This window comes from Saccharibacillus sp. JS10 (genome assembly GCF_024436065.1).
Classification (GTDB): Bacteria; Bacillota; Bacilli; order Paenibacillales; family Paenibacillaceae; genus Saccharibacillus.
Window position 1 is genome coordinate 1 of the sequence record NZ_JANFNS010000008.1, and the last position, 21,676, is coordinate 21,676.

General features: G+C 47.5%; 12 protein-coding genes. 2 read left to right on the forward strand and 10 right to left on the reverse strand.

Annotated features, from left to right (window positions below; all coding sequences use genetic code 11):
• Nucleotides 1–441 precede the first annotated feature (441 nt).
• From ligA to galU, 4 genes are all read right to left on the reverse strand, one after another.
• Nucleotides 442–2,454: an NAD-dependent DNA ligase LigA gene (gene ligA, locus NOM90_RS17955; protein WP_255943974.1), complete on the reverse strand. Its 2,013-nt coding sequence runs from the start codon at nt 2,452–2,454 to the stop codon at nt 442–444.
• 47 nt (nt 2,455–2,501) lie between these two features.
• A complete protein-coding gene (gene pcrA / locus NOM90_RS17960) occupies nt 2,502–4,865 on the reverse strand; it encodes a DNA helicase PcrA (RefSeq protein WP_255944082.1) in 2,364 nt (787 codons plus the stop codon).
• A 90-nt stretch (nt 4,866–4,955) separates the two neighbouring features.
• The gene (gene pcrB / locus NOM90_RS17965) at nt 4,956–5,654 is read right to left on the reverse strand and encodes a heptaprenylglyceryl phosphate synthase (protein WP_255943975.1); all 699 of its coding nucleotides are present in this window, start codon (nt 5,652–5,654) and stop codon (nt 4,956–4,958) included.
• A gap of 333 nt (nt 5,655–5,987) precedes the next feature.
• Nucleotides 5,988–6,875 carry a UTP--glucose-1-phosphate uridylyltransferase GalU gene (galU, locus tag NOM90_RS17970; protein ID WP_255943977.1) on the reverse strand — a complete coding sequence of 296 codons (888 nt, stop codon included), beginning with the start codon at nt 6,873–6,875 and terminating at the stop codon, nt 5,988–5,990.
• A gap of 342 nt (nt 6,876–7,217) precedes the next feature.
• Between galU and mraY the strand changes: the two genes are divergently transcribed.
• The gene (mraY, locus tag NOM90_RS17975) at nt 7,218–8,171 is read left to right on the forward strand and encodes a phospho-N-acetylmuramoyl-pentapeptide-transferase (RefSeq protein ID WP_255943978.1); all 954 of its coding nucleotides are present in this window, start codon (nt 7,218–7,220) and stop codon (nt 8,169–8,171) included.
• Nucleotides 8,144–8,293, forward strand: a complete 150-nt coding sequence (locus NOM90_RS17980; protein ID WP_255943980.1) for a hypothetical protein — start codon at nt 8,144–8,146, stop codon at nt 8,291–8,293. Before mraY ends, NOM90_RS17980 begins: the two co-directional genes overlap by 28 nt.
• A 174-nt stretch (nt 8,294–8,467) precedes the next feature.
• Here NOM90_RS17980 and NOM90_RS17985 read toward each other — a convergent pair whose 3' ends face one another.
• From NOM90_RS17985 to uvrB, 6 genes are all read right to left on the reverse strand, one after another.
• Entirely contained in the window at nt 8,468–10,981 is a 2,514-nt protein-coding gene (locus NOM90_RS17985) for a U32 family peptidase (protein WP_255943982.1), read from the reverse strand.
• Between the two features lie 224 nt (nt 10,982–11,205).
• Entirely contained in the window at nt 11,206–12,657 is a 1,452-nt protein-coding gene (locus NOM90_RS17990; RefSeq protein WP_255943985.1) for a PA2928 family protein, read from the reverse strand.
• 83 nt (nt 12,658–12,740) lie between these two features.
• Complete coding sequence (locus NOM90_RS17995) at nt 12,741–14,627, reverse strand: stalk domain-containing protein (RefSeq protein WP_255943986.1); 1,887 nt, start codon at nt 14,625–14,627, stop codon at nt 12,741–12,743.
• A 66-nt stretch (nt 14,628–14,693) separates the two neighbouring features.
• A complete protein-coding gene (locus NOM90_RS18000; RefSeq protein ID WP_255943988.1) occupies nt 14,694–15,740 on the reverse strand; it encodes a S1C family serine protease in 1,047 nt (348 codons plus the stop codon).
• A 325-nt stretch (nt 15,741–16,065) separates the two neighbouring features.
• Nucleotides 16,066–18,942, reverse strand: a complete 2,877-nt coding sequence (gene uvrA / locus NOM90_RS18005) for an excinuclease ABC subunit UvrA (protein ID WP_255943990.1) — start codon at nt 18,940–18,942, stop codon at nt 16,066–16,068.
• 596 nt (nt 18,943–19,538) lie between these two features.
• Entirely contained in the window at nt 19,539–21,530 is a 1,992-nt protein-coding gene (gene uvrB / locus NOM90_RS18010) for an excinuclease ABC subunit UvrB (protein WP_255944084.1), read from the reverse strand.
• Nucleotides 21,531–21,676: the final 146 nt, after the last annotated feature.

Sequence of the window (21,676 nt, forward strand, 5' to 3'; positions counted from 1 at the left end):
CGTCCTGAGCCAGGATCAAACTCTCCATTAAGTTGCGATCCGAAGATCGGCTTTAATAAGAAAGCACGATGTGCTCATTGTATAACGTTGGCGAGAATTTTCATTCTCTTGTGTTCTCTATTCACGATTTCGCTTCAATCCAAAAGATTTCTGCTTGTCGAGGAAACTACTAATCATATCGCCCGGCTGGGTTACTTGATTCTCATTTCTCACTCACTGTTCAGTTTTCAAAGAACTTGCGGTCGGCAACTTGTTTGCCGAACGTTTTATATCTTATCACTCGCCAACTTCTTTGTCAACAACTATTTTTCAAATTTCATAACCTGATATTTGATGATGTTGATTGTCTGTCAGAAGCGACAAGAAATATCTTATCACCTACTTAGACATAAGGCAAGGTTTTTTTAAAAGAAAAAAGGCCGGAAATTCCGACCTCTTCATTTACTCATTCAGAAGCTGTACAAAACGATCTTCATCTTCGATCACTTCGATGCCGAGTTGCTGAGCTTTCGTCAGCTTACTGCCTGCTTTTTCTCCGGCAACCACGATATCTGTCTTTTTAGACACACTACCGGAGACTTTAGCTCCCAGAGCTTCTAACTTCGCTGCGGCTTCGTCGCGCGTAAGTTGATGCAGCGTGCCTGTAAGTACAACCGTTTTACCGCTAAAGTAGGAATCTTGCTTAATGGCAATCGGTTCTGCCGGAACAGCAGGCTCTACGCCTAGATTGCGCATTTTCTCGATCCCTGCACGCATAAACGGATCATTAAAGAAAGTCACGATACTTTCTGCGACGATTCCGCCGACATCCGGTAGTTCGATTAACTCTTCTACTGTAGAATCAATGACTTTATCCAAATCCCGATAATGCTCGGCCAACATTTTGGTTGTCGACTTACCGGTATTCGGGATTCCTAAAGCAAATAAGAACGAAGCCAAGTCACGCGTTTTGCTTTGCTCTAAAGCTTCAAGCAGATTAGTCGCTTTCCGCTCGCCGAAGCGTTCAAGCTTAACCAAAGACTCCTGCTCCAGTTCATAAAGATCGGCAGGTTCACGTACATGAAGCTCATCGTAGAGTTGTGTAGCTGTTTTAATACTGAAAGTCTCGATATCCATCGCGTCACGCGAAGCAAAATGCGTAATCCGTCCGATCGCCTGCGGTTTACAAGACAGACGGTTTTCACAAAACAGATGCGCGCCCCGTTGAACAAGAGGGAACTCACATGCCGGGCATTTTTCTGGATACAAAATTTCGGCTCCGTCATTCTCTTCGGTTACTTTGCCCAAAATTTCCGGAATGACATCGTTGGACCGACGGATAAATACGCGGCTTCCCAAAGCAAACTTCAAGTTTTTGCGTTCGATGTCCCCAATATTGTTGAGTGTGCAGTTTTTGACGGTTACGCCCGCTAATTCGACGGCTTCCAATCGAGCGATCGGCGTAATTTTCCCGGTACGTCCGACTTCCCAGGATACAGACTCCAAGACCGTCGTCGTTTCTTCCGCTTCGAATTTGTAGGCAACCGACCAACGCGGAAATTTTCCAGTATAACCGAGTGCACCGCGTGTACGCATATCGACAATCTTAATGACCGCGCCATCGATTAGATAATCCAATTCATGACGACGTTTTGCAATATCATGTAACTGCTCCATTACATCTTCGAAATTGTTGAAATAGAAAATATAAGGATTTACTTTAAACTGATTCTCACGCAAAAAGTCCATCATCTCGACGTGGCTCGTAAACTCTTTGGCGTCACTGTATCCAATATTATAGAAGAAAGCACTCAATTTCCGGCTCGCCGTTACTTTGGGATTGAGATTGCGTAACGCGCCCGCTGCTGCATTTCGAGCATTTTTCAACGGTTCAAGCGCCGTTTTATTGTACGTTTCCAGCGCGGACAGATTCATGATGCCTTCGCCTTGGACTTCGATCGTACCTTCTTTATAGGGAATAGATAGCGGAACCGAACGAATCGTTTTAATCTGCTCTAAAATGCCTTCGCCGACTGTTCCGTTACCGCGCGTTGCGGCTTGTACCAGTTTGCCGTCTGTATAGGTCAGGTTCAGCGTCAATCCGTCGAATTTCAGTTCCAGCGCGTATTGAAGCTCAGGTAAAGGATTATCGGGATTTTTGGTGTTGTAGTCTGTCCATAATTTGAGTGTACGCGCACTCCATGTATTCAATTCACTTTCATTTTGTGCTTTGTCCAGGCTCCATAACGGAGACAAATGGCGGTGCGGCGTAAAGCCTTTTAATAACTCACCGCCTACGCGAAGCGTCGGAGAATCGGGCAATACAAGCCCGCTCTCCGCTTCGAGTTGAATCAAACGATCATAAAGCACATCGTATTCTTTGTCGCTGACGATCGGTTGATCCAGCGTGTAATAATGATAACTGTAGCGATTGAGCTGCTGAACCAACTCTTCCATCTCGTGCATAGCGTCCATCGTTTTCCCATCCTTTTTCACTTGGATTTTTGATGTGCGACGTTAGATTATACTTTGGTGATCGGAGCGAAGCCTGCCAACAATCGTTTGATGCCAACCGGCGCTTTAAAAGCGATATTGAGTTCGGTGTCGTTGCCGCTCCCTTTGATCGAGACAATCGTGCCTTCTCCCCATTTGCCGTGAGCGACTTTATCGCCAACCTGAAAATCGCTAGTGCTGTTTGTGCTTTTGGCAGCTGAAACCGGTTTGCCGCCTGCAGGAGTTACGGTTACACCCGATGAGCGCGGAGCGACTGCTGGGCGACCCATGCCTGTTGGTGCCGAGCTTGCACTGGATCGACCTCCGCGTCCTCCGAATCCGCCGGATGAGGAACTTCCTCCGAAACTTCTGCCTCCGCCTCTGGAGTTGCCATAGCCTTTATCTGGATCTCCGCCTCGGCGGTACCGATCCGGATTCACACCCGTATCTTCGAGCAATTCAGCCGGTATTTCTTGCAAGAAACGTGAAGGCGGATTGGCTGTAGTGCGACCGAACAACGTCCGCATTTGCGCGCAAGACAGATACAGTTGCTTTTCCGCACGCGTGATTCCGACATAAGCCAATCTGCGTTCTTCTTCCAACTCATCGTTATCGACAAAAGCACGGCTGTGCGGGAATACGCCTTCTTCCATACCGATAATGAAGACAACCGGGAACTCCAGACCTTTGGCGCTGTGCATGGTCATCAAAATAACGGCGTCGTCGGCTACTTCTTCTTTTTTATCGCCCATTGAATCGATATCGGCAATCAGTGCAAGGTCGGTCAGGAAAGTGACAAGCGATTTATCTTCGGTACGTGCTTCGAATTCAAGCGTTACCGACAAAAACTCGTCGATATTCTCGACGCGAGCTTTGGATTCGAGCGTGTTTTCTTTTTGCAATTCGATGCGGTATTGACTCATCTCCAAAATTTTCTCGGTCAGCTCGGTCACGGACGAATAATCAACCATCCGATGCAGAGACACGATCATATCGTAAAACTCAACCAGCGCGTTGCGCGTGCGTCCGGCAAAACCTAGATCGTCGACGACTTCGAGAATTTTGAACATCGAAACGCCGCGTTCCGTTGCTGCTGCTGCAAGCTTCGCTACAGTCGTATCGCCGATACCGCGCTTCGGTACATTGATAACGCGAACCAAACTGATATCGTCATCCGGATTAGAAAGGAGTTTTAGATAAGCGAGCAAGTCTTTGATCTCTTTGCGATCATAGAACTTGATGCCGCCGACAATCTGATAAGGAATATCCGACTTGATCAACACTTCCTCGATTACCCGGGACTGTGCGTTCGTGCGGTACAAGATGGCGTGTTCTTTGTAATTCATTTTTTTCTTGATATTCTTGTGAATCTCGCCGGTTACGAAGTATGCCTCGTCATGCTCGGTACTCCCGCGGAAAACGCGAATATTCGCGCCGCCTTCTTGGTCGGTCCACAGGTTTTTCGGTTTGCGTCCTGTATTGCGTCCGATGACGCTATTGGCTGCATTCAGAATGTTGGCGGTCGAACGATAGTTTTGCTCAAGCAAGATCGTCTCGGCTTCGGGATAATCTTTTTCGAAGTTCAAGATATTCGTAATATCCGCCCCGCGCCAACGGTAGATCGACTGATCGCTATCGCCGACGACGCAGATCTGATGGTGTTTATCCGCCAGCATCCGGCAAAGCATATATTGCGCACGGTTGGTATCTTGATATTCGTCGACATGGATATAACGGAATTTTTTTTGATAAAAGTCGAGTACTTCAGGTATTTCGTTAAATAGTTCGATCGTCTTCATGATCAGATCATCGAAATCGAGTGAGTTGTTGCTACGCAAACGCTTCTGGTACATACCGTAGACTTTTGAAGCGATCGAATCCATAAAATCTCCGCTTGCTTTTTGCTCGTACATTTTCGGAGTAATCAGTTCGTTTTTGGCTGCGCTGATAAGCGCTTGAACGGCTTTGGGTTCGAACTTTTTGGTGTCGAGGTTCAAGTCTTTCATGCAGTTGCGGATAACGGACAACTGATCGCCGGAATCGAGAATGGAGAAGCTGGATGAGAATCCGATACGTTCAATGTCTCTGCGCAAAATCCGTACGCACATGGAGTGGAACGTGGAGACCCAGATTTCTCGACCTTCTGCGCCGACAAGTGCCGAAACACGCTCTTGCATTTCTCGTGCGGCTTTATTTGTAAAGGTGATCGCTAGAATCCCCCACGGTGCTGTTTTTTTGGCTTGGATTAAGTGGGCGATACGGTGGGTGAGAACTCGCGTTTTGCCACTACCGGCTCCAGCCATAATCAGCAAAGGTCCGTCTGTTTTGAGTGCGGCTTTGCGTTGCTGAGGGTTAAGTCTTGCAATCGATTCTTGAAGATTAAAAGACATGATGATGCTCCTTTCGTGCGCTTGGATAATGTAGAGAAAAAGACATAAGGAATGCGCAACGTGGCGCATTCCGGAATAGTGTCGAGACAAAAATTAAGAGGTAGCTTCATGTACGCCTTGAACGGTCTCAAGAGCGGCAGTCAGATCGTCATACACGATATTGCCCACGACGACAACATCGGCGACTTTCGCGGCATCTTTTGCGGTTAAATAATCGCGGACGCCTCCGCCGTAAAACACGGTAGCTTCTTCGGTGACGCGGCGAACCTCGCGGACTAGATCAAGGTCACCATATGTACCGCTATATTCCACATATACAATCGGAAGTCGCATCAGCTTATCGGCAATCCGTGCACAAGCAGCAGCGGCGCGAGCATCCAGCTCACAATCGGCACCTGTTAACTTCGCTACGGTCGAGCTTGGATTAAGCACGATATATCCTTCGGTGGCGACCATATCCCACGGGATGATCTCGCCGTAGCTTTCGAGTCCCGAGCGATGATGCCCGGTAATCCATTCCGCTTGGTTCGTATTCAAGATCATCGGAATCAAATACAGATCAAATCCGGGAACGACCGAATCCAAAGTCGAAACTTCCTGGGCGCACGGCAATTCGTAACGGCGAATACGTGACATTAAATCGACTGTATTTTCATAAGTGACGCCGCTCGATCCTCCGACTAATATCGCATCGCTGCCGGACAAACAAACGGCTTCCAGTTGTTCGTCGGACAACTCCCGATCCGGGTCGAGCTTAAAGACATGTCGCCATGTCTGGAAAAGGTGATTCACTTGGACTCCTCCATCCGCCTAATTCGCCTGCCAAAGCGTTGACCGATTCGCAACCGATTTTTCGGCTTGTGGAGTGTCGAACGTATTGCCTTTGAAGGCTTTGAGCAGGCTGTTCCAACCTAAGTCTATGCTACGTGTAGGAGCGTGTCAATTTTTTGTTCGCATGGATACGAACAGAGTAGAATAGAGTTATTATACTCTGTTTGGATAAGATACGAACACGGCGAAATGTATTTATTTTGACGTGCTTCGGATAAGATGCGAACACGATAAACACACAAACAAAAACCCGGTCAAAGACCGGGCTTGGTTCGCTTTTTAGCATCGTACAATTTATTCCGCTTCAGCCAAAGCTTTTTTCATATAAGCCATAAGCGGCTCGCGCATATCTTCGTTTTGCAACGCGTAATGAATCGTTGTCTCGATAAATCCGATCTTTACGCCAACGTCATGACGTTGACCTTCAAAGTTATACGCGAGAACGTCTTGAGTATCGCCAAGTGTCGCAATCGCATCGGTCAATTGAATCTCGCCGCCTGCGCCGGTCGGTTGGTTTTCCAAAATATCAAAGATTTCAGGAGTCAAAATATAACGTCCCATGATCGCGAGGTTCGAAGGAGCATCTTCTTGCTTCGGTTTCTCGACTAGGCCGTTAGCTTTGAATGTACGGTCTTCGCCTTCGATCGCTTCGCTGTCCACAATCCCGTAACGGAACACGTCTTCCCACGGCACTTCTTGAACGCCGACGACGGAAGCTTGGTGTTTGTCGAATACATCCAGCATTTGCTTCAAGCAAGGCGTATCGGATTCAACAATATCGTCACCGAGCAGTACGGCAAACGGCTCGTCGCCGATAAACTTACGCGCGCACCAGATCGCATGACCGAGACCTTTCGGTTCTTTTTGACGAATGTAGTGAATATCTGCCATATTCGCCGCGTTGCGCACCTCTTCGAGCATTTCCCATTTTTCGTTTTCTTCCAAGTTATGTTCCAGTTCAAACGAAGTATCGAAGTGATCTTCAATCGCGCGTTTTTCTTTACCTGTAACAATGATAATATCTTCGATGCCGGATTTAACTGCTTCTTCTACAATATATTGAATCGTGGGTTTATCGACGATCGGTAACATTTCTTTCGGCATAGCTTTCGTAGCGGGCAAAAAACGTGTCCCTAGACCAGCAGCCGGAATAATAGCTTTGCGAATTTTTTTCGTGTTCATTTAAATGTCCTCCTAAAAATAAATAAATTCGAATATGTAGGTTAAAACGTAACCCTTCGCTGCGTCCGCTGCGCCGTTTTCGTTTAAAAAGAAAAGGGGCTATGAAGCTTGCTTGGTTGATTCCTATTTTATCTTGCGACTAAGGAAAAAGCCAAATTGTGTACACTTCTCTTGTAGCGAACGTGCAAATTGCTTAAAATAAGGAAGTTACATAACCTTTAAGTCTATTATTAACCGATATTGTACCTTGTTAAATCTTAATCGAAAGTAACTTTACTTTTAGGCTTAACAAGTGAATAGTGCTTCAAAATTTGAAACATCGATTGGAGAATAAGGAAACCCATGAATTTTTACACGTTGATTACTGCTGTACTTTCGTTTGCTCTTGTCGCTTTGTTCACGCCGGTCTGGATTCGCACGCTGCGCCGCATAGGCTGGTTGCAACCGATCCGAAAAGAACTCCCACCCGATCACCAAGCTAAAAAAGGCACTCCGCTGATGGCGGGTATGGTCTTTATGATCGGAGTTTTGGTCGCGCTTATCGCACAACCGACACCGCTGATGTGGCTCCTTGCCGTTTGCTTCGTCTTGTTCGGTATTGTCGGGTTCAGCGATGACTTCAAAAAAGCGGCGTTCCAAGATCCGCAAGGCATTTCAGGCAAAGCGAAGCTGGTTATGCAATTTGCATTTACGATTACGGTTCTATTAATTGCGATGAATAGCTTCGGCGTTGATTCGACGATTGCGTTCCCGGGCGGATTTGTCTGGGTCCTTCCTTCAGCCGTGTACTTCATCATTATGCTGCTGTTTATCGTCGGTTCCGCGAATGCGATTAACTTTACGGACGGTCTTGACGGATTGCTTATTATTGTCGCGATTCCGACGTATTTGTTCTTCTTCGTGATCTCGGACGAGCCGGCGATCAAGTTGTTCTCGCTGGTGATGGTGGGCGCGCTGCTGGGGTTGTTCTTGTACAATAAATATCCGGCAAAAGCTTTCATGGGCGATACGGGGTCGCTGGCTATCGGAGGTTCGCTCTCGCTGATGGCGGTGATTGAGAAAGTCGAAATTTTGGTGCCGCTGTTGTTCATTATTTATTTTGCGGAGCAATTTTCGGTTATTATTCAAGTCGCTTACTATAAACGGACGAAAAAACGAATTTTCCGTATGACGCCAATCCATTATCATTACAGCCTGAAATACGGATGGAATGAACGGAAGATTGTCGCGGTGTTTGGTAACGTGTCTTGGATTGGGGCATTCTTGAGTTGGCTGATTTGGTATTTGTGGATGTAGAAAAAGGTACTGGGGGAGCGGGGCTGCGGGAGAAATTCGTTCGTAACGCTGTTTCACTGCAAAAGCCAGCGATTCGAAAAATCGAATCGCTGGCTTTTTTGTTCAAAGGCGTTGCTCACTGAATTTCTCCCTACGCCAGTTACTTTTTGGTGGGTGTGGGGGGAAGGGATAAGGACACAAGTACAAAATTAAGTAGACAACGGCGAAGTACGGAAAGAAGATCAAAAAAGAGGTTCGGCATCTGGGATGCGAACCTCTTTTTTGTACATAATGCTGTATGGTTTTGTGGATCGTTATTATTTCACCAACTGCCCACGCGTTACGCCCAGTTGGTTCGTAGCTTTCAGCTTGCGCCATACTTCGGAGCCGCTGATTTGTCCGTTTAGGGCACGGGTGTACAGATCGATAACTTCGTGTACTTGTTCCGGTGTTTCTTCGAGGAACTCGATACGGTAGCTTGGTACGCCTGCATCGAGGAACTCGTTCAGGTACTCGGCACCGGATTGTTCGATTGCGTTGTAGACCGTGTTGCGGCAGCCTTCGTCGACGCGAACCGGGTGAGACATGCCGATCCGGTCACGCAGCGAAGCGCGTTGTTCTTCGCATGGGCGACCACAGTTCGTGTAGTCTGTGCCTTCGCTCATGAACGTGCAGTATACGCAATGTTCGGTATGGAACATTGGCATATGCTGATGGATAACAATCTCCATCTTATCCGTTTGCGAACGACCCAGCAGATCAACCATCTGCTGAATATTCAAGTCGTAAGACGGCGTTACGCGGTCAAGACCGGCTTCGACGAACAGATCTACGGCTTTGTGATTCGCGATATTCAGCGAGAAATCACCGATCAGTTCCGGATGCGCCGCTTCCGGATTCTCCATGCGGTGGCGCAGGTAGTAATACAGGGCACCTGTATTACGGACGAGCACAGCATCCGGCTGCAAACGTAAAATATTAACGTGGTAGCCGTTTTCTCCCGGCATATGGATACGCGGCGTAGCCAATGCGATCTTTTTGCCTGCGGCACGTACAGCTGCGACAGCCGCTGGGAATTGCTTGATGAATTCGAAGTCGGCGTAGATCATTTCGACGCCGGCTTCAAGTGCCGCTTCGACTTGCGGCAAGCTACGGCACAATGCCGTGATGCGCGCTTCGGAGCGCTCGATCGGCTTCGCCGTACGGGAGTCATCGCCGTGTACGTTAATGTCGCGGTGAACATACACCGGCGGCTTCGGACGCTCGCCCGCGAGTTCGTCTACGGCGCGGCGGCGCATCGCGTTCAATTCGCGCATCGGCACGATCACGTCACCGTGCAATTGCACATCCAGTTCTTCCAATTGGTACACGGTACCGCCGAGGCGACCGAATTGCTCTTCCAAAATTTCGTAGCCGAGCGGACGCTTTTTGGCAAGTTCCAGTTCCATTTCGGATTCGACGCGTACGGTCGTCCCTTTGTCGACGTCGGTCCAGATCGAAACCAGCGGCTGACCCGGGTTACCCATAACTTTGACGTTCAGAGGGAACACACGGTAAGGTTTGTCGGTCTCGTACGTCTGGCGCAATCTACGGTCCAGCGCCGGATCGTTCGTTTTCCAAATGCGATCGCCCACATGAAGACGGCGCAAATCGACGTCATTACGACCCGGCACGATATCGATGACCCAACCTTGACCGGCTTCGCCTTCAAGCTTCACGCCTTTGCGGCGCACATCGTAGACACGTCCGCCTTCTTCTTTTTTCGTTGGGTCTCCTGCGTCGAATACGATACCGTCGCCGCGTTTAAGCGGAGCTTCGATACGGCAAACTACGCCATCGCGCAAAATTTGCTCGACGCGTCCCAGATATACGCCCCGGCTTTTCGGGAACGTGCCTTCTACGAGTTGCTTGTTATTCGTGCCATCCAAGAAACCGTGCGTCAGCCCACGCGAGAAGCTTTGTTGAAGTTCGCGAACTTCTTCTTCCGAAGGCTTCGAGTTGTCACCGTCAAAATAACGGTTGATCGCCGCATTGTATTTGCTGACTACGTTCGCTACGTACTCCGGCGTTTTCAGACGTCCTTCGATTTTGAACGAGGTTACGCCGGCTTCGATCAGTTCAGGCATAATATCGATCGCTGCCAAATCTTTTGGCGACAATAGGTACGCGATATCGCCCATCGGTTTGTGTTCGCCATCGACCATCAGGTCATACGGCAAACGGCAAGCTTGCGCGCATTCGCCGCGGTTTGCCGAACGTCCGCCCCACATTTCCGAAGTCAGGCATTGACCCGAATACGATACGCAAAGCGCACCGTGAACAAAGACTTCCATCGGAAGCTTCGCTTGATCGCCGATTTTTTGAATTTGTTTCAAGTTGTTTTCGCGTCCAAGCACGACACGTTCCATGTTGAAAGGTTTCGTAAACTCAACCGCTTCCGGCGAAGTAATCGTCATTTGCGTCGAACCGTGAATCGGGAAGTCCGGCGAAATTTCGCGAATCATTTTGACTAAGCCCAAGTCTTGCACGATTACTGCATCCACGCCGGCGATCACGCAAGCATCGATCAATTGACGCGCATCTTCCAACTCGTTTTCAAAAACCAAAATATTAAACGTCAAAAACCCTTTTACGCCATAACTATGCAAAAAGCCCATGATTTCAGGCAGTTCGTCCATTCTGAAGTTGTTCGCCCGTGCACGCGCATTAAATTTCTCTACTCCAAAAAAGACAGCGTCCGCACCGTTGGCTACGGCAGCACGCATACAATCCCAATCACCCGCAGGTGCCAGTAGCTCAACGTCTTGTCTTGTTAATCCATTCACGCTCATAAAAATAAATTCCCTCCGTGCAGCCTCGCCATTTTTTCGTAAGAAGCCGCTGTTCTATAATTGATCAATCTACGATGAATAAGTCCTATGCGTATAATCCGACAAAAATCCCGCCGGAGCGTGCCCCGCGGGAATGATGACCAACAAAAAAGTCTGACTTGCCACTTTATCTTAGTTATTTTAACAGACTCTACTAATCATGCCTACAAGCATTCAAGCTTTTTTTAAAATTTTAACGATCGATCGTACTCAAAATCGTAACCGAGACTTTCCCCATCTTGCAAAGATACGGTAAACAAATACGAATTTCCGCTAGTTTGTCCAATCAACGTCAAGGTATCTTCAGATTCGCTATAGTTGTCGATCAACTGCAACTTCGTATCTACGTTCCATAATCTTTTTGCATCTGTCAGATCGACTGCACTGAGCAGCTTGGTTGAGTCTCCTGCAAGCACAGCATCATGCTGGATAACGAAAATGTCGTGTCCGTTAGACTGATCTACATAATGGAACGGTGCTTGTGATGAAGAATTTAATCGTAGCAATTCCCTTGCGGTATCCGATTCTTCTTGCCCAGCGAAATCACTCACCTTGTATGGATCTGATGCTTTTTCTAAGTTCGAGCGCCAATCACTCAGGAAATTTCCTTTTAAAAATACCAGATCGGATAACGTCTCCAAATCCGCGGCTTCAGGCGATCCTTGACGAAGCAGCGACCCTTTATATAATCGCAGACGCACATCTTCTACCGTAGGCGAAGCAAACGGATCGGCTCCATACGTCCCTTCACGCAATTGCTGTGCATCTTCTTCGTTCAACAGCAGTCTATAAAGCCCGTCTTTTTGACCCGATGAAATTAAACCGATTCTGGCATCACGCTGCGATTGCTTATCGGCATTTTGTTCAAGTAGCTTCGCTAAAGTATTCGAGCTGTCCGCTTGCCCGGTAAGTGTGTTTGGATCTAATCGATAGACTCCGCCGTCTAATCCCTGGAAAAGAAGCTGCTGATTCGATTCATCCCAAGCATAACGCTGGGCTTCTTTGGGAAACTGACCTTTTAGCGGCGTATCTGATACGGACAAGCTAGCAGCATCCGCAATACGTTTACCGTCTGTTTTGTTTAAGATCACAGGCTGCGAACCATCAAACAAAACAATCCGATCTTTCGTCTGTCCGAACAAAAATGGAGAATACGCGCGTCCAATCTTTGTTTTCCATAGCTTTGCTCCTTGATCGGTATCGATCGCGTACACATACGATTTGCTGCTTCCCGTCGTAATGCCTTGCCCTGTCGAGTTGGCTATGTATTTAGTAACGATCATGACAGAGGTATTAGTACCGTTTTGTTCATATGATAAGACTCCGGGTTCGACTTTGGCGTTGCCGGCACTACCGAGCGTAATGGATAAAATCAAAAACAAAGCAACCGGAAAACCTAAAAGCGGTAAAGTGATCGCTCCCCAAGTCATAAAGATATTCGAGCCGCTTTTGCGAGAAGACTCGGAAGTCGTATACGGATCATTGCGCTTTCGAGTGATTTGGCGACCTAACAATCGAAGCAGAGCTAGAACGGAAAATGCCGAAATCACATAAATAATCGTCAAAAAAACATTGTGCCAAATCGCATCGTTATAGTAAAAAGCTAATCTGATCTTTTCCCAAAACGTAGGCTGCATATCAAACGCTCCTTTTTCAAACCGTAAGCTAAAAAACAAAAAGACTGACCGCAATATTCTCGGATCAGTCTTATTCAATTGTGTTATTTGGAAGCAAAGCTAATCGATTGAATGGTTTGTTGAATCTTGCTGAGTTGCTGCGGCGTTGCTGTTCCTTGATCGAGTTGGACATGAATCCAATACGTAAGGTTACCGCGACGGAAATACCAATCTTCGGCTTGATACGGATTTTCGTCGGTTCCGGTCGAAGTGATACGTATTGCCGGGACACCTGCGACCGTAGTGCGCTCTGGCGTTGCCACGTTTAGCGTTTTGTCGTCCAATTTCTGATCTTCGTAATCCCGAATTTTTTGGGCTGCTGCGGCTTCAATACCTGCATCAACAGTCGTTAAACGGAAAGATCCGCCGGGCAAGAAATAACTCAAGTCCACTTCAGAAGAATCGGTCGGCTGAGTCGTCCAGTAGGCAGGAGTAGGCAGGATCAGATCGTCTACGCTTTGTGTAGCGGTGAGCGACGTATCTTTAAGATACGAAATCTGCCCCAGCTTGCCGAAAGTTTCCGGTACGACTTCAAAATCAATCTGAATCGAATTAATGATTTTGCGGAATACTTCTTCTTGATAAGCGCCTTCCGGTGCCGAGTAGCGAATTACATAGAAGTAGCCATTTTCTTTGAATACAAGCCAACTCCAATGTTGATTGCCGCTGCCCAGATTGAATGTGACTCTCTCGGCTTGTGCATCTGTATCCGAAGCTTTCACTTTTTCAGAGGAAACCCGCTCTGCGTATTCTTTCAAGAAAAATTCATCGGTACGTTTTTGTAAAAGTTCATGCCACTGTGGCAACGTATTGGCTCCAGAACCTGCTGCCGTCGTCACATGTAGAGAAAGGAAAGAACCGTCTTCGGCTTCATATTCCATCTGTCCTTCTCCTGTAGATGTCCAATTCGCAGGTACTTGTAAAGTAACGCCATACTCGTAAGCGGACACTTCGTTATAGCCGTCTTTAGCTGTAGATAAATCTTCGGTTTTGACTCCTTTTGTAGCGAAGATTGGGCGGAAAGAATCTAACAAAGGCTGCCATTGTTCGAATTCTCGATAATCTTCGAGTAAGGAGTCGCCCATATACACGGAGTAGATATGCCCTTGATATGAATAGCGACGAAGTTCCCACAAGACGCCGTCGACATCACGAACAACCAGTTTAGCATAAGGGAATTTTGTATCCGAAACGATTCTTGAGTCGATGATCGTTTCTTTTTCAGCCACGGTTTCCCGCTCCATTTGCTCTAACATATCCGATGGCGAGAGATCGACTTTACGTTCTTTATCCCTATCCCAAGTATAAATTCGTAGTATATACGATCCGTCCAAGTTCATGATTGTGGAAGATAATCCATCATCATCAGCTTGCGCTACTGCATCTTCCGGGTAATCAATTGACCAATTCGCATAGCTGTTACCCACTCGCGGCAATGGCGTTTTTTCTTGGTCAGTAGGTTCTTTTCCCGGGATCCCTGTAGCAGAAACGAATGTAACCACGATCGTCCCTTGGTTCACGTTGACTTTAGCTTTAAGCATGTCTGTCACAAGGCGCATCGGCACCATTAACGTTCCGTTTTTCATCACAGGCGCTGCTGTAAGGGTCGATTTTTTACCGTTAATCCAAGCGATTTGACTCCCGATTGTAAAGGTTGCACGCGACGAACCGCCTGATACTCGAACGGTATTGTTCGCTTCCAAACGGCTTGTCGTGCCAAAAGCGCGATGAAAAACACCCAACGGCACTAAAGTGGTTCCTTTTTGCTGGTAAGGCTTTTCGATTTTTTGTTTTTCGCCGTTGATGACTGCCGTTGTACTGCCGATCCGTACTTCGAGCTTCAAAGTCGTTTTCGTTGCCGCAAAAGCAGGCACAGCGACTCCGATCGTCAGCAGCAGAACAAGCAAAAGCCCTAGTCCTTTTCTCGCCAATCTCAATTTTTTTCCTCCTTGTTCGTTGTGGCTTTGCCGACTACAACGTGGTTATATCCAATACTTTTATTCTTTGGACAATACTAATTTACGTTCGACAATATCGCCGCCAGACTGCATAAATACACGTACCGTTTGTCCCGGCTTATATTTTTTCATCAATTCATTTAACTCGATTACGGTATGAATCCGATGCCCGGCTACACTGTATAACAAATCGCCTTCTTGAATACCGGCTTTTTTGGCACGATTTGTGTACACATCCATTACGGTCAATGGATCGTCAGAAGGAAGCCCTGCCGACGCCGCCAAGCTTTCTTCGAGCTCGACGCCCAGACCCGCTCGAATCACTTCGCCTTGTTCAAACAATTGCTTCAAAACATATTGCACGGTATCTGCCGGAATCGTAAACCCTGTGTTGTCGATATCAACCGCTGCTATTTTCATCGAGTTGATTCCGAGGATTTCACCGCGCATATTGATCAAAGGGCCGCCGCTATTCCCGGGGTTAATCGTAGCATCTGTCTGGATCAATCGATATGCCGCTCCCGCTGCCCGATTCAGACCACTGATAATGCCTGTCGTCGCGGAATTTCGTAAAGTTAACGACACTGGAGTTCCGATCGCGATTACCGGATCGCCCACTCTTGTTTTGGTCGTGGCCGAGACAAAACGTGCTGGCTTAAATCCAGTCACATTGATTCGAATCAACGCAATATCGCTAAGCGAGTCGCTATAAACTTCGCGTACCGGGTATGTTTTGCCTTCGGATGTCACAACGCGCATATTTTCCATCTGATCGACGACGTGGGCGTTGGTAACAATCCAACCATTCGAACGAATCACAACGCCGGAACCATGTGCAAATTGAGTTCCATCTTCGCTATTCTCGGCATCTGCCCATTCGTCCATATAATCAGCAGGAACTTGACCAACGATTCCAACGACGGAAGGTGAGACTTGAGCAATAATTTGAGGAATCGTTTTCGGGGTGGATTGGCTTGATTTCACAGTTGCCGCTTGAGCTTCCGATACTGGCATAATGCCCAAACTTCCAAGCCCGATAACCCCTGATAGCAGCATATAAGCCGCTTTTTTACTTGATTTTTTCATCCCGTCGATACCCTTCTTTCTTCGCATGTCCGGATAACCGGCACAATCTTTCCCACCTTACCACAACTATCAAGCGAGTCGCTAGATCAAAATAGACAGATTGAAATTAAAATTGTACAATATGGTTTTTTATTCCACTTGTTTGTTTTATTTTAGATGAATTTAGTTGAAAAAAGAAGAATTTATTTGATGATGGTGGAGAAGTTACATTGAATACGTTAGATCTATTCATTTCTTCTTTTTATGTAGAGGTAAGGATAAAAAAGAAGCGACTGCCGAGCAGTCGCTTGTTACTTAAGTTTGGTTCAAAGAAATACGTGGAATTTTAATCGCCTGAAGGTTGGGCTTGAGGTTCCGCTTCGCGGCGGGTACGCTCGGTATCGCGCTCAAGAATAGGAGCCAGGTAATGACCGGTGTAAGAGCCTTTCACTTTCGCTACTTGTTCCGGTGTTCCGGTTCCGACAACGTCGCCGCCGCCGCTACCGCCTTCCGGTCCCATATCGATCAGATAATCGGCAGTTTTAATCACATCCAAGTTATGCTCAATAACAAGTACCGTATCACCGGACTCAACTAAACGATGGAGTACAGTGAGCAAACGATCGATATCGTCTACATGCAATCCGGTTGTCGGCTCGTCAAGGATATAGATGGTTTTACCTGTGCTACGACGATGCAACTCAGAAGCAAGCTTCACGCGCTGCGCTTCGCCGCCCGACAATGTTGTCGCAGGTTGTCCCATTTTGACATAACCTAGACCGACATCAAGCAAAGTTTGCAGTTTGCGGCTGATCTTCGGTACATTTTGGAAAAATTCGACCGCGTCTTCGATCGTCATCTCCAGCACGTCGGCGATATTTTTGTTTTTATATTTTACTTCTAGTGTTTCGCGGTTGTAACGTTTGCCTTTGCACACTTCGCATGGAACGTAGATATCCGGTAAAAAGTGCATTTCGATCTTGATAATCCCGTCGCCTCGGCAAGCTTCGCAGCGTCCGCCTTTTGTATTGAAACTGAAGCGTCCTTTTTGATAACCCCGTACTTTGGCTTCATTGGTTGTCGCAAACAAATCTCGGATATTATCGAACACACCGGTATAAGTTGCGGGGTTAGAACGTGGTGTTCTGCCAATTGGCGATTGATCCACATCTACGACCTTATCGATATATTCCAGACCCCGAATTTCTTTGTGCTTGCCCGGTTTTACGCGTGCACGGTTGAGGTCGCGAGCCAATGCTTTGTGCAGCACGCCGTTGACGAGCGAAGACTTACCGGAACCCGATACGCCTGTGACTGCGGAAAATAGTCCAATCGGAATTTTGACATTCACGTTGTTCAGATTGTTTTCTTTTGCGCCCCGAATCTCCAACCAACGTTCGCCCGGTTGACGACGCTCTAATGGAACTGGGATAAAGCGACGTCCACTTAGGTACTGACCCGTCAGCGAATTCGGATTATCCATCACTTCTTGCGGAGTACCTTCGGCGATGACTTGTCCGCCGTGTACCCCTGCACCAGGCCCGATATCGATAATATAATCGCAGGCAAGCATTGTATCTTCGTCGTGCTCAACTACGATTAAAGTATTACCCAGATCACGCATATGAAGCAGCGTTTTGATCAATCGATCATTATCGCGTTGATGCAATCCGATACTTGGCTCATCGAGAATATACAGTACGCCCATCAGACTGGAGCCGATTTGCGTAGCGAGACGAATACGCTGTGCTTCGCCGCCGGATAACGTACCGGCTGCTCGGCTAAGTGTCAGATAGGTCAGACCTACGTTTTCGAGGAAGCCCAGACGACTGCATACTTCTTTTAAAATCAAATTCGCGATCGAACGATCTTTTTCGCTAAGCTCCAACGCATTGAAAAACTCGGTTGCTTTGGAGATCGATAAATCTGTGACATGCGAAATATTAACGCCGCCTATGGTAACGGCAAGCACTTCTCGCTTCAAACGCTGACCTTTGCAGGTTCCGCAAGGCTTCGTTCCCATAAATCCTTCAATATATTCACGCATACTGTCTGAAGACGTATCGCGGTAACGACGCTCTAAGTTCGGGATGATTCCTTCGAAAGCTACGGTCACTTCTTTGCTGCGACCAAAGTCACCTTCGTAACGGAACTTTACCTTTTGTCCGTCTGTACCGTACAAAATTTTGTTCTTTTGATCCGCTGTTAGTTCCGATACCGGAACATCGGTTGGAATCTTGTAATGCTCGCACATTGCAGCCAAAAACTGCGGATAGTAGTTAGACAGCCCACCGCTCCAAGCCGCAAAAGCTCCTTCTGCAATCGATTTACGTTCGTCGGGTACGAGCAGATCAGGATCGACAACCATTTTCAGACCTAGACCGTCACAGTCTGGGCAAGCACCGAACGGGCTGTTAAACGAGAACATCCGCGGTGCCAATTCTTCCATACTGAATCCGCAGATCGGGCAAGCAAAGTTCGAACTAAAACGCAGTTCTTCCTGTCCCATAATATCGACGAGCAGTTGACCACCAGACAGCTTGAGCGCCGTCTCGATCGAATCGGCAAGTCGCGTCTGCACATCTTCTTTAATAACGATGCGGTCAACGACGATCTCAATCGTATGCTTTTTATTTTTCTCCAATTGAATACTTTCGGACAAGTCGCGAAGTTCGCCGTCTACGCGTACACGGACAAAACCTTGCTTGGATACTTCGGTAAACAAACTTTTGTGTTCGCCTTTTTTGCCCGAAATAACGGGAGCTAAAATTTGCAGACGTGTTTTCTCCGGAAACTGCATAATTCGGTCAACCATCTGCTCAACCGTTTGCGAGGTGATTTCTACGCCATGATCCGGACAATGCGGCTTACCGATTCGCGCAAATAGCAGACGCAGATAGTCATAGATCTCGGTAACGGTTCCGACTGTGGAACGTGGGTTACGGCTTGTTGTTTTCTGGTCGATTGAGATCGCCGGAGAAAGCCCGTCGATAGAATCGACGTCCGGCTTTTCCATTTGACCGAGGAATTGACGCGCATAGGCGGATAAAGATTCGACATAACGGCGTTGTCCTTCGGCGTAAATGGTATCAAACGCAAGCGATGATTTCCCCGAGCCGCTCAGACCCGTGAGGACGACGAAACGATCCCGTGGGATTGTGACGTCGATATTTTTTAAGTTGTGTGCTCTGGCACCTTTGATTACGATATTTTCGCTTGCCACCGGCCTCAACCTCCACATCTAAATGTTTCTATTTTTATGTTGCGTGTAAAATTTCAAAGTGTTAACTGCGCTAACTTTTGGGAGACACTGCGGGTGCGGTAGGTTCCTTACGATCGCTTGTTGAATTCGGATTTTTTTGATTGAACCTTTGTTAGGGTAAAATCCGAATTCAAAGGCGAACGCTCCGCTTCTTCAAGAACCTACCTTCCCCTTCGCTCCTATCGTGCGTACGCTCAAGGATAGGAAAATAGAGTTGAAATTTAATGCTGTTGTTATGTGAGTTAAAGGATTCGAACCAAGCTGTTCGATTCTTTCACAGCTTATTAGACAAGCTAAAGACTTGTCATCTATTTTATTTTCCTTTAGAAAAATCGCCAACCAGCGTGGAGCGAGAGCTTTGGCTGTGGAAAGTCTTTTCGCCGCGAAGCGGCGGGCGGAGGGAGGGATTGAGTGAAGGAGCGTAAGCGATCGCCTTTGTATTGGGGAAGCTTCCTTATAAAATTACAATCCAGCTTCCCCAATACAACAAGCGACCGAAACCAATCCCTCCCGACGCCCCGCGCCACCGAAAAATGACCTCCGCAACGCCCAAGCGATTACTCCGCGCGCAGCTCCAATAGGGCGTCGCGAAGCTCGGCAGCACGTTCGAAGTTAAGATTTTTAGCTGCTTCTTTCATTTCTTTCTCGATCCGAACGACCATCTTCTCGCGTTCGCGTTTCGTCATTTTGCCTTCGACGCCGGTCAAGAAGTCGGAACTGGAGTCGGCGGCGCGAGTCGCTTCGATCACGTCGCGTACTTTTTTCTTGATCGTTTGCGGCGTGATGCCGTGCGCTTCATTGTATGCCATCTGGATTTCGCGGCGGCGTTCGGTTTCTCGAATCGCCTTATCCATCGAATCCGTCATTTTATCGGCGTACAAAATAACGCGACCTTCCGAGTTCCGCGCGGCGCGGCCAATCGTCTGAATCAGCGAGCGCTCTGAACGCAAGAAGCCTTCTTTGTCGGCATCCAAAATCGTGACCAGCGAGACTTCCGGTAAATCCAGACCTTCCCGCAGCAAGTTGATACCGACTAACACATGAAAGACGCCAAGTCGTAAATCGCGTAAAATCGCAATCCGCTCTAGGGTCTTGATATCAGAGTGTAGATAACGAACTTTGATTCCGACTTCTTTAAGGTAATCGGTGAGATCCTCGGACATCTTTTTGGTAAGAGTCGTAACGAGTACCCGCTCGTCTTTTTCGATACGGTCACGGATTTCGCCGATCAAGTCGTCGATTTGTCCGTCCGTTTTGCGAATCTCGATAATTGGATCCAGCAGACCGGTAGGACGAATGATCTGTTCGACCATCGTACTGCATTGTTCCATTTCATAAGGTCCCGGAGTCGCCGAAACATAGATCAGCTGATTCGCTTTTTGCTCAAACTCTTCGAATTTAAGCGGGCGATTGTCCAATGCCGAAGGCAACCGAAAACCGTAATCAACGAGTACGTTTTTGCGTGCTTGGTCGCCGTTGTACATGGCGCGAATTTGCGGCAAAGTTACGTGCGATTCGTCGATTACGATCAACAGATCATCTGGGAAGTAATCCATCAGCGTAAACGGAGTAGCGCCACGCTCGCGGAAAGTCAGCGGTCCCGAGTAGTTCTCGATCCCGGAGCAGAAGCCGACTTCTTTCATCATTTCCAGATCGTAGCGTGTCCGCTGTTCGAGGCGCTGCGCTTCCAGCAGTTTGCCTTGTTCTTTAAACACGGCAAGACGCTCTTCCAACTCACGCTCGATATTGGTGATCGCGACTTTCATTTTTTCTTCGCGCGTCACAAAGTGAGAAGCTGGGAAGATGGCGATATGATCACGTTCACCGGTAATTTCTCCCGTTAATACGTTGATCTCGCTAATTTTCTCAATCTCGTCGCCAAAAAGTTCGATCCGCACCGCATGCTCTTCGCGCGAAGCCGGGAAAATCTCGACGACATCGCCGCGTACACGGAATGTACCCCGTACAAAGTTAATATCGTTACGCTGATACTGGATATCGACCAGACGCGACAAGATTTCTTGACGTGACTTTTCCATACCCACACGCAGCGACAATAGCAGATTGCCGTACTCTTGCGGCGAACCGAGACCGTAAATACACGATACGCTCGCTACAATAACAACGTCTCGACGTTCAAATAATGAACTGGTCGCGGAGTGACGCAGCCGATCGATTTCTTCATTGATGCTGGAATCTTTCTCGATGTAGGTATCCGAAGAAGGAACGTATGCTTCCGGCTGGAAGTAGTCGTAGTAACTGACGAAGTAATCCACGGAGTTGTTCGGCAGAAATTCTTTGAATTCGCTGGCGAGCTGCGCAGCCAACGTTTTGTTATGCGCAATCACAAGGGTCGGACGATTAAGTTTGGCAATGGTCTGTGCAATCGTAAACGTCTTACCTGTACCTGTTGCGCCTAGCAGTGTTTGATGCTTTTTACCTGCGTTAACGCCTTCTACCAACTGTTCAATTGCACCCGGCTGATCGCCTTGCGGCGAAAATTCCGAGACAATTTCAAAAGATTTATTACTGATTACGATATCGCTCATTGCCATTATTTCACCCTCATCGTTTGAAGTGATAGTATTGAAGTAGAGAATACGAAAAATCGACGCATCGCTTTCGTTTGACACGTCGTTGGGATGCTTTATATTGTACATAACCACTTTTTCGCATGGAGAACGAAATATTGAAG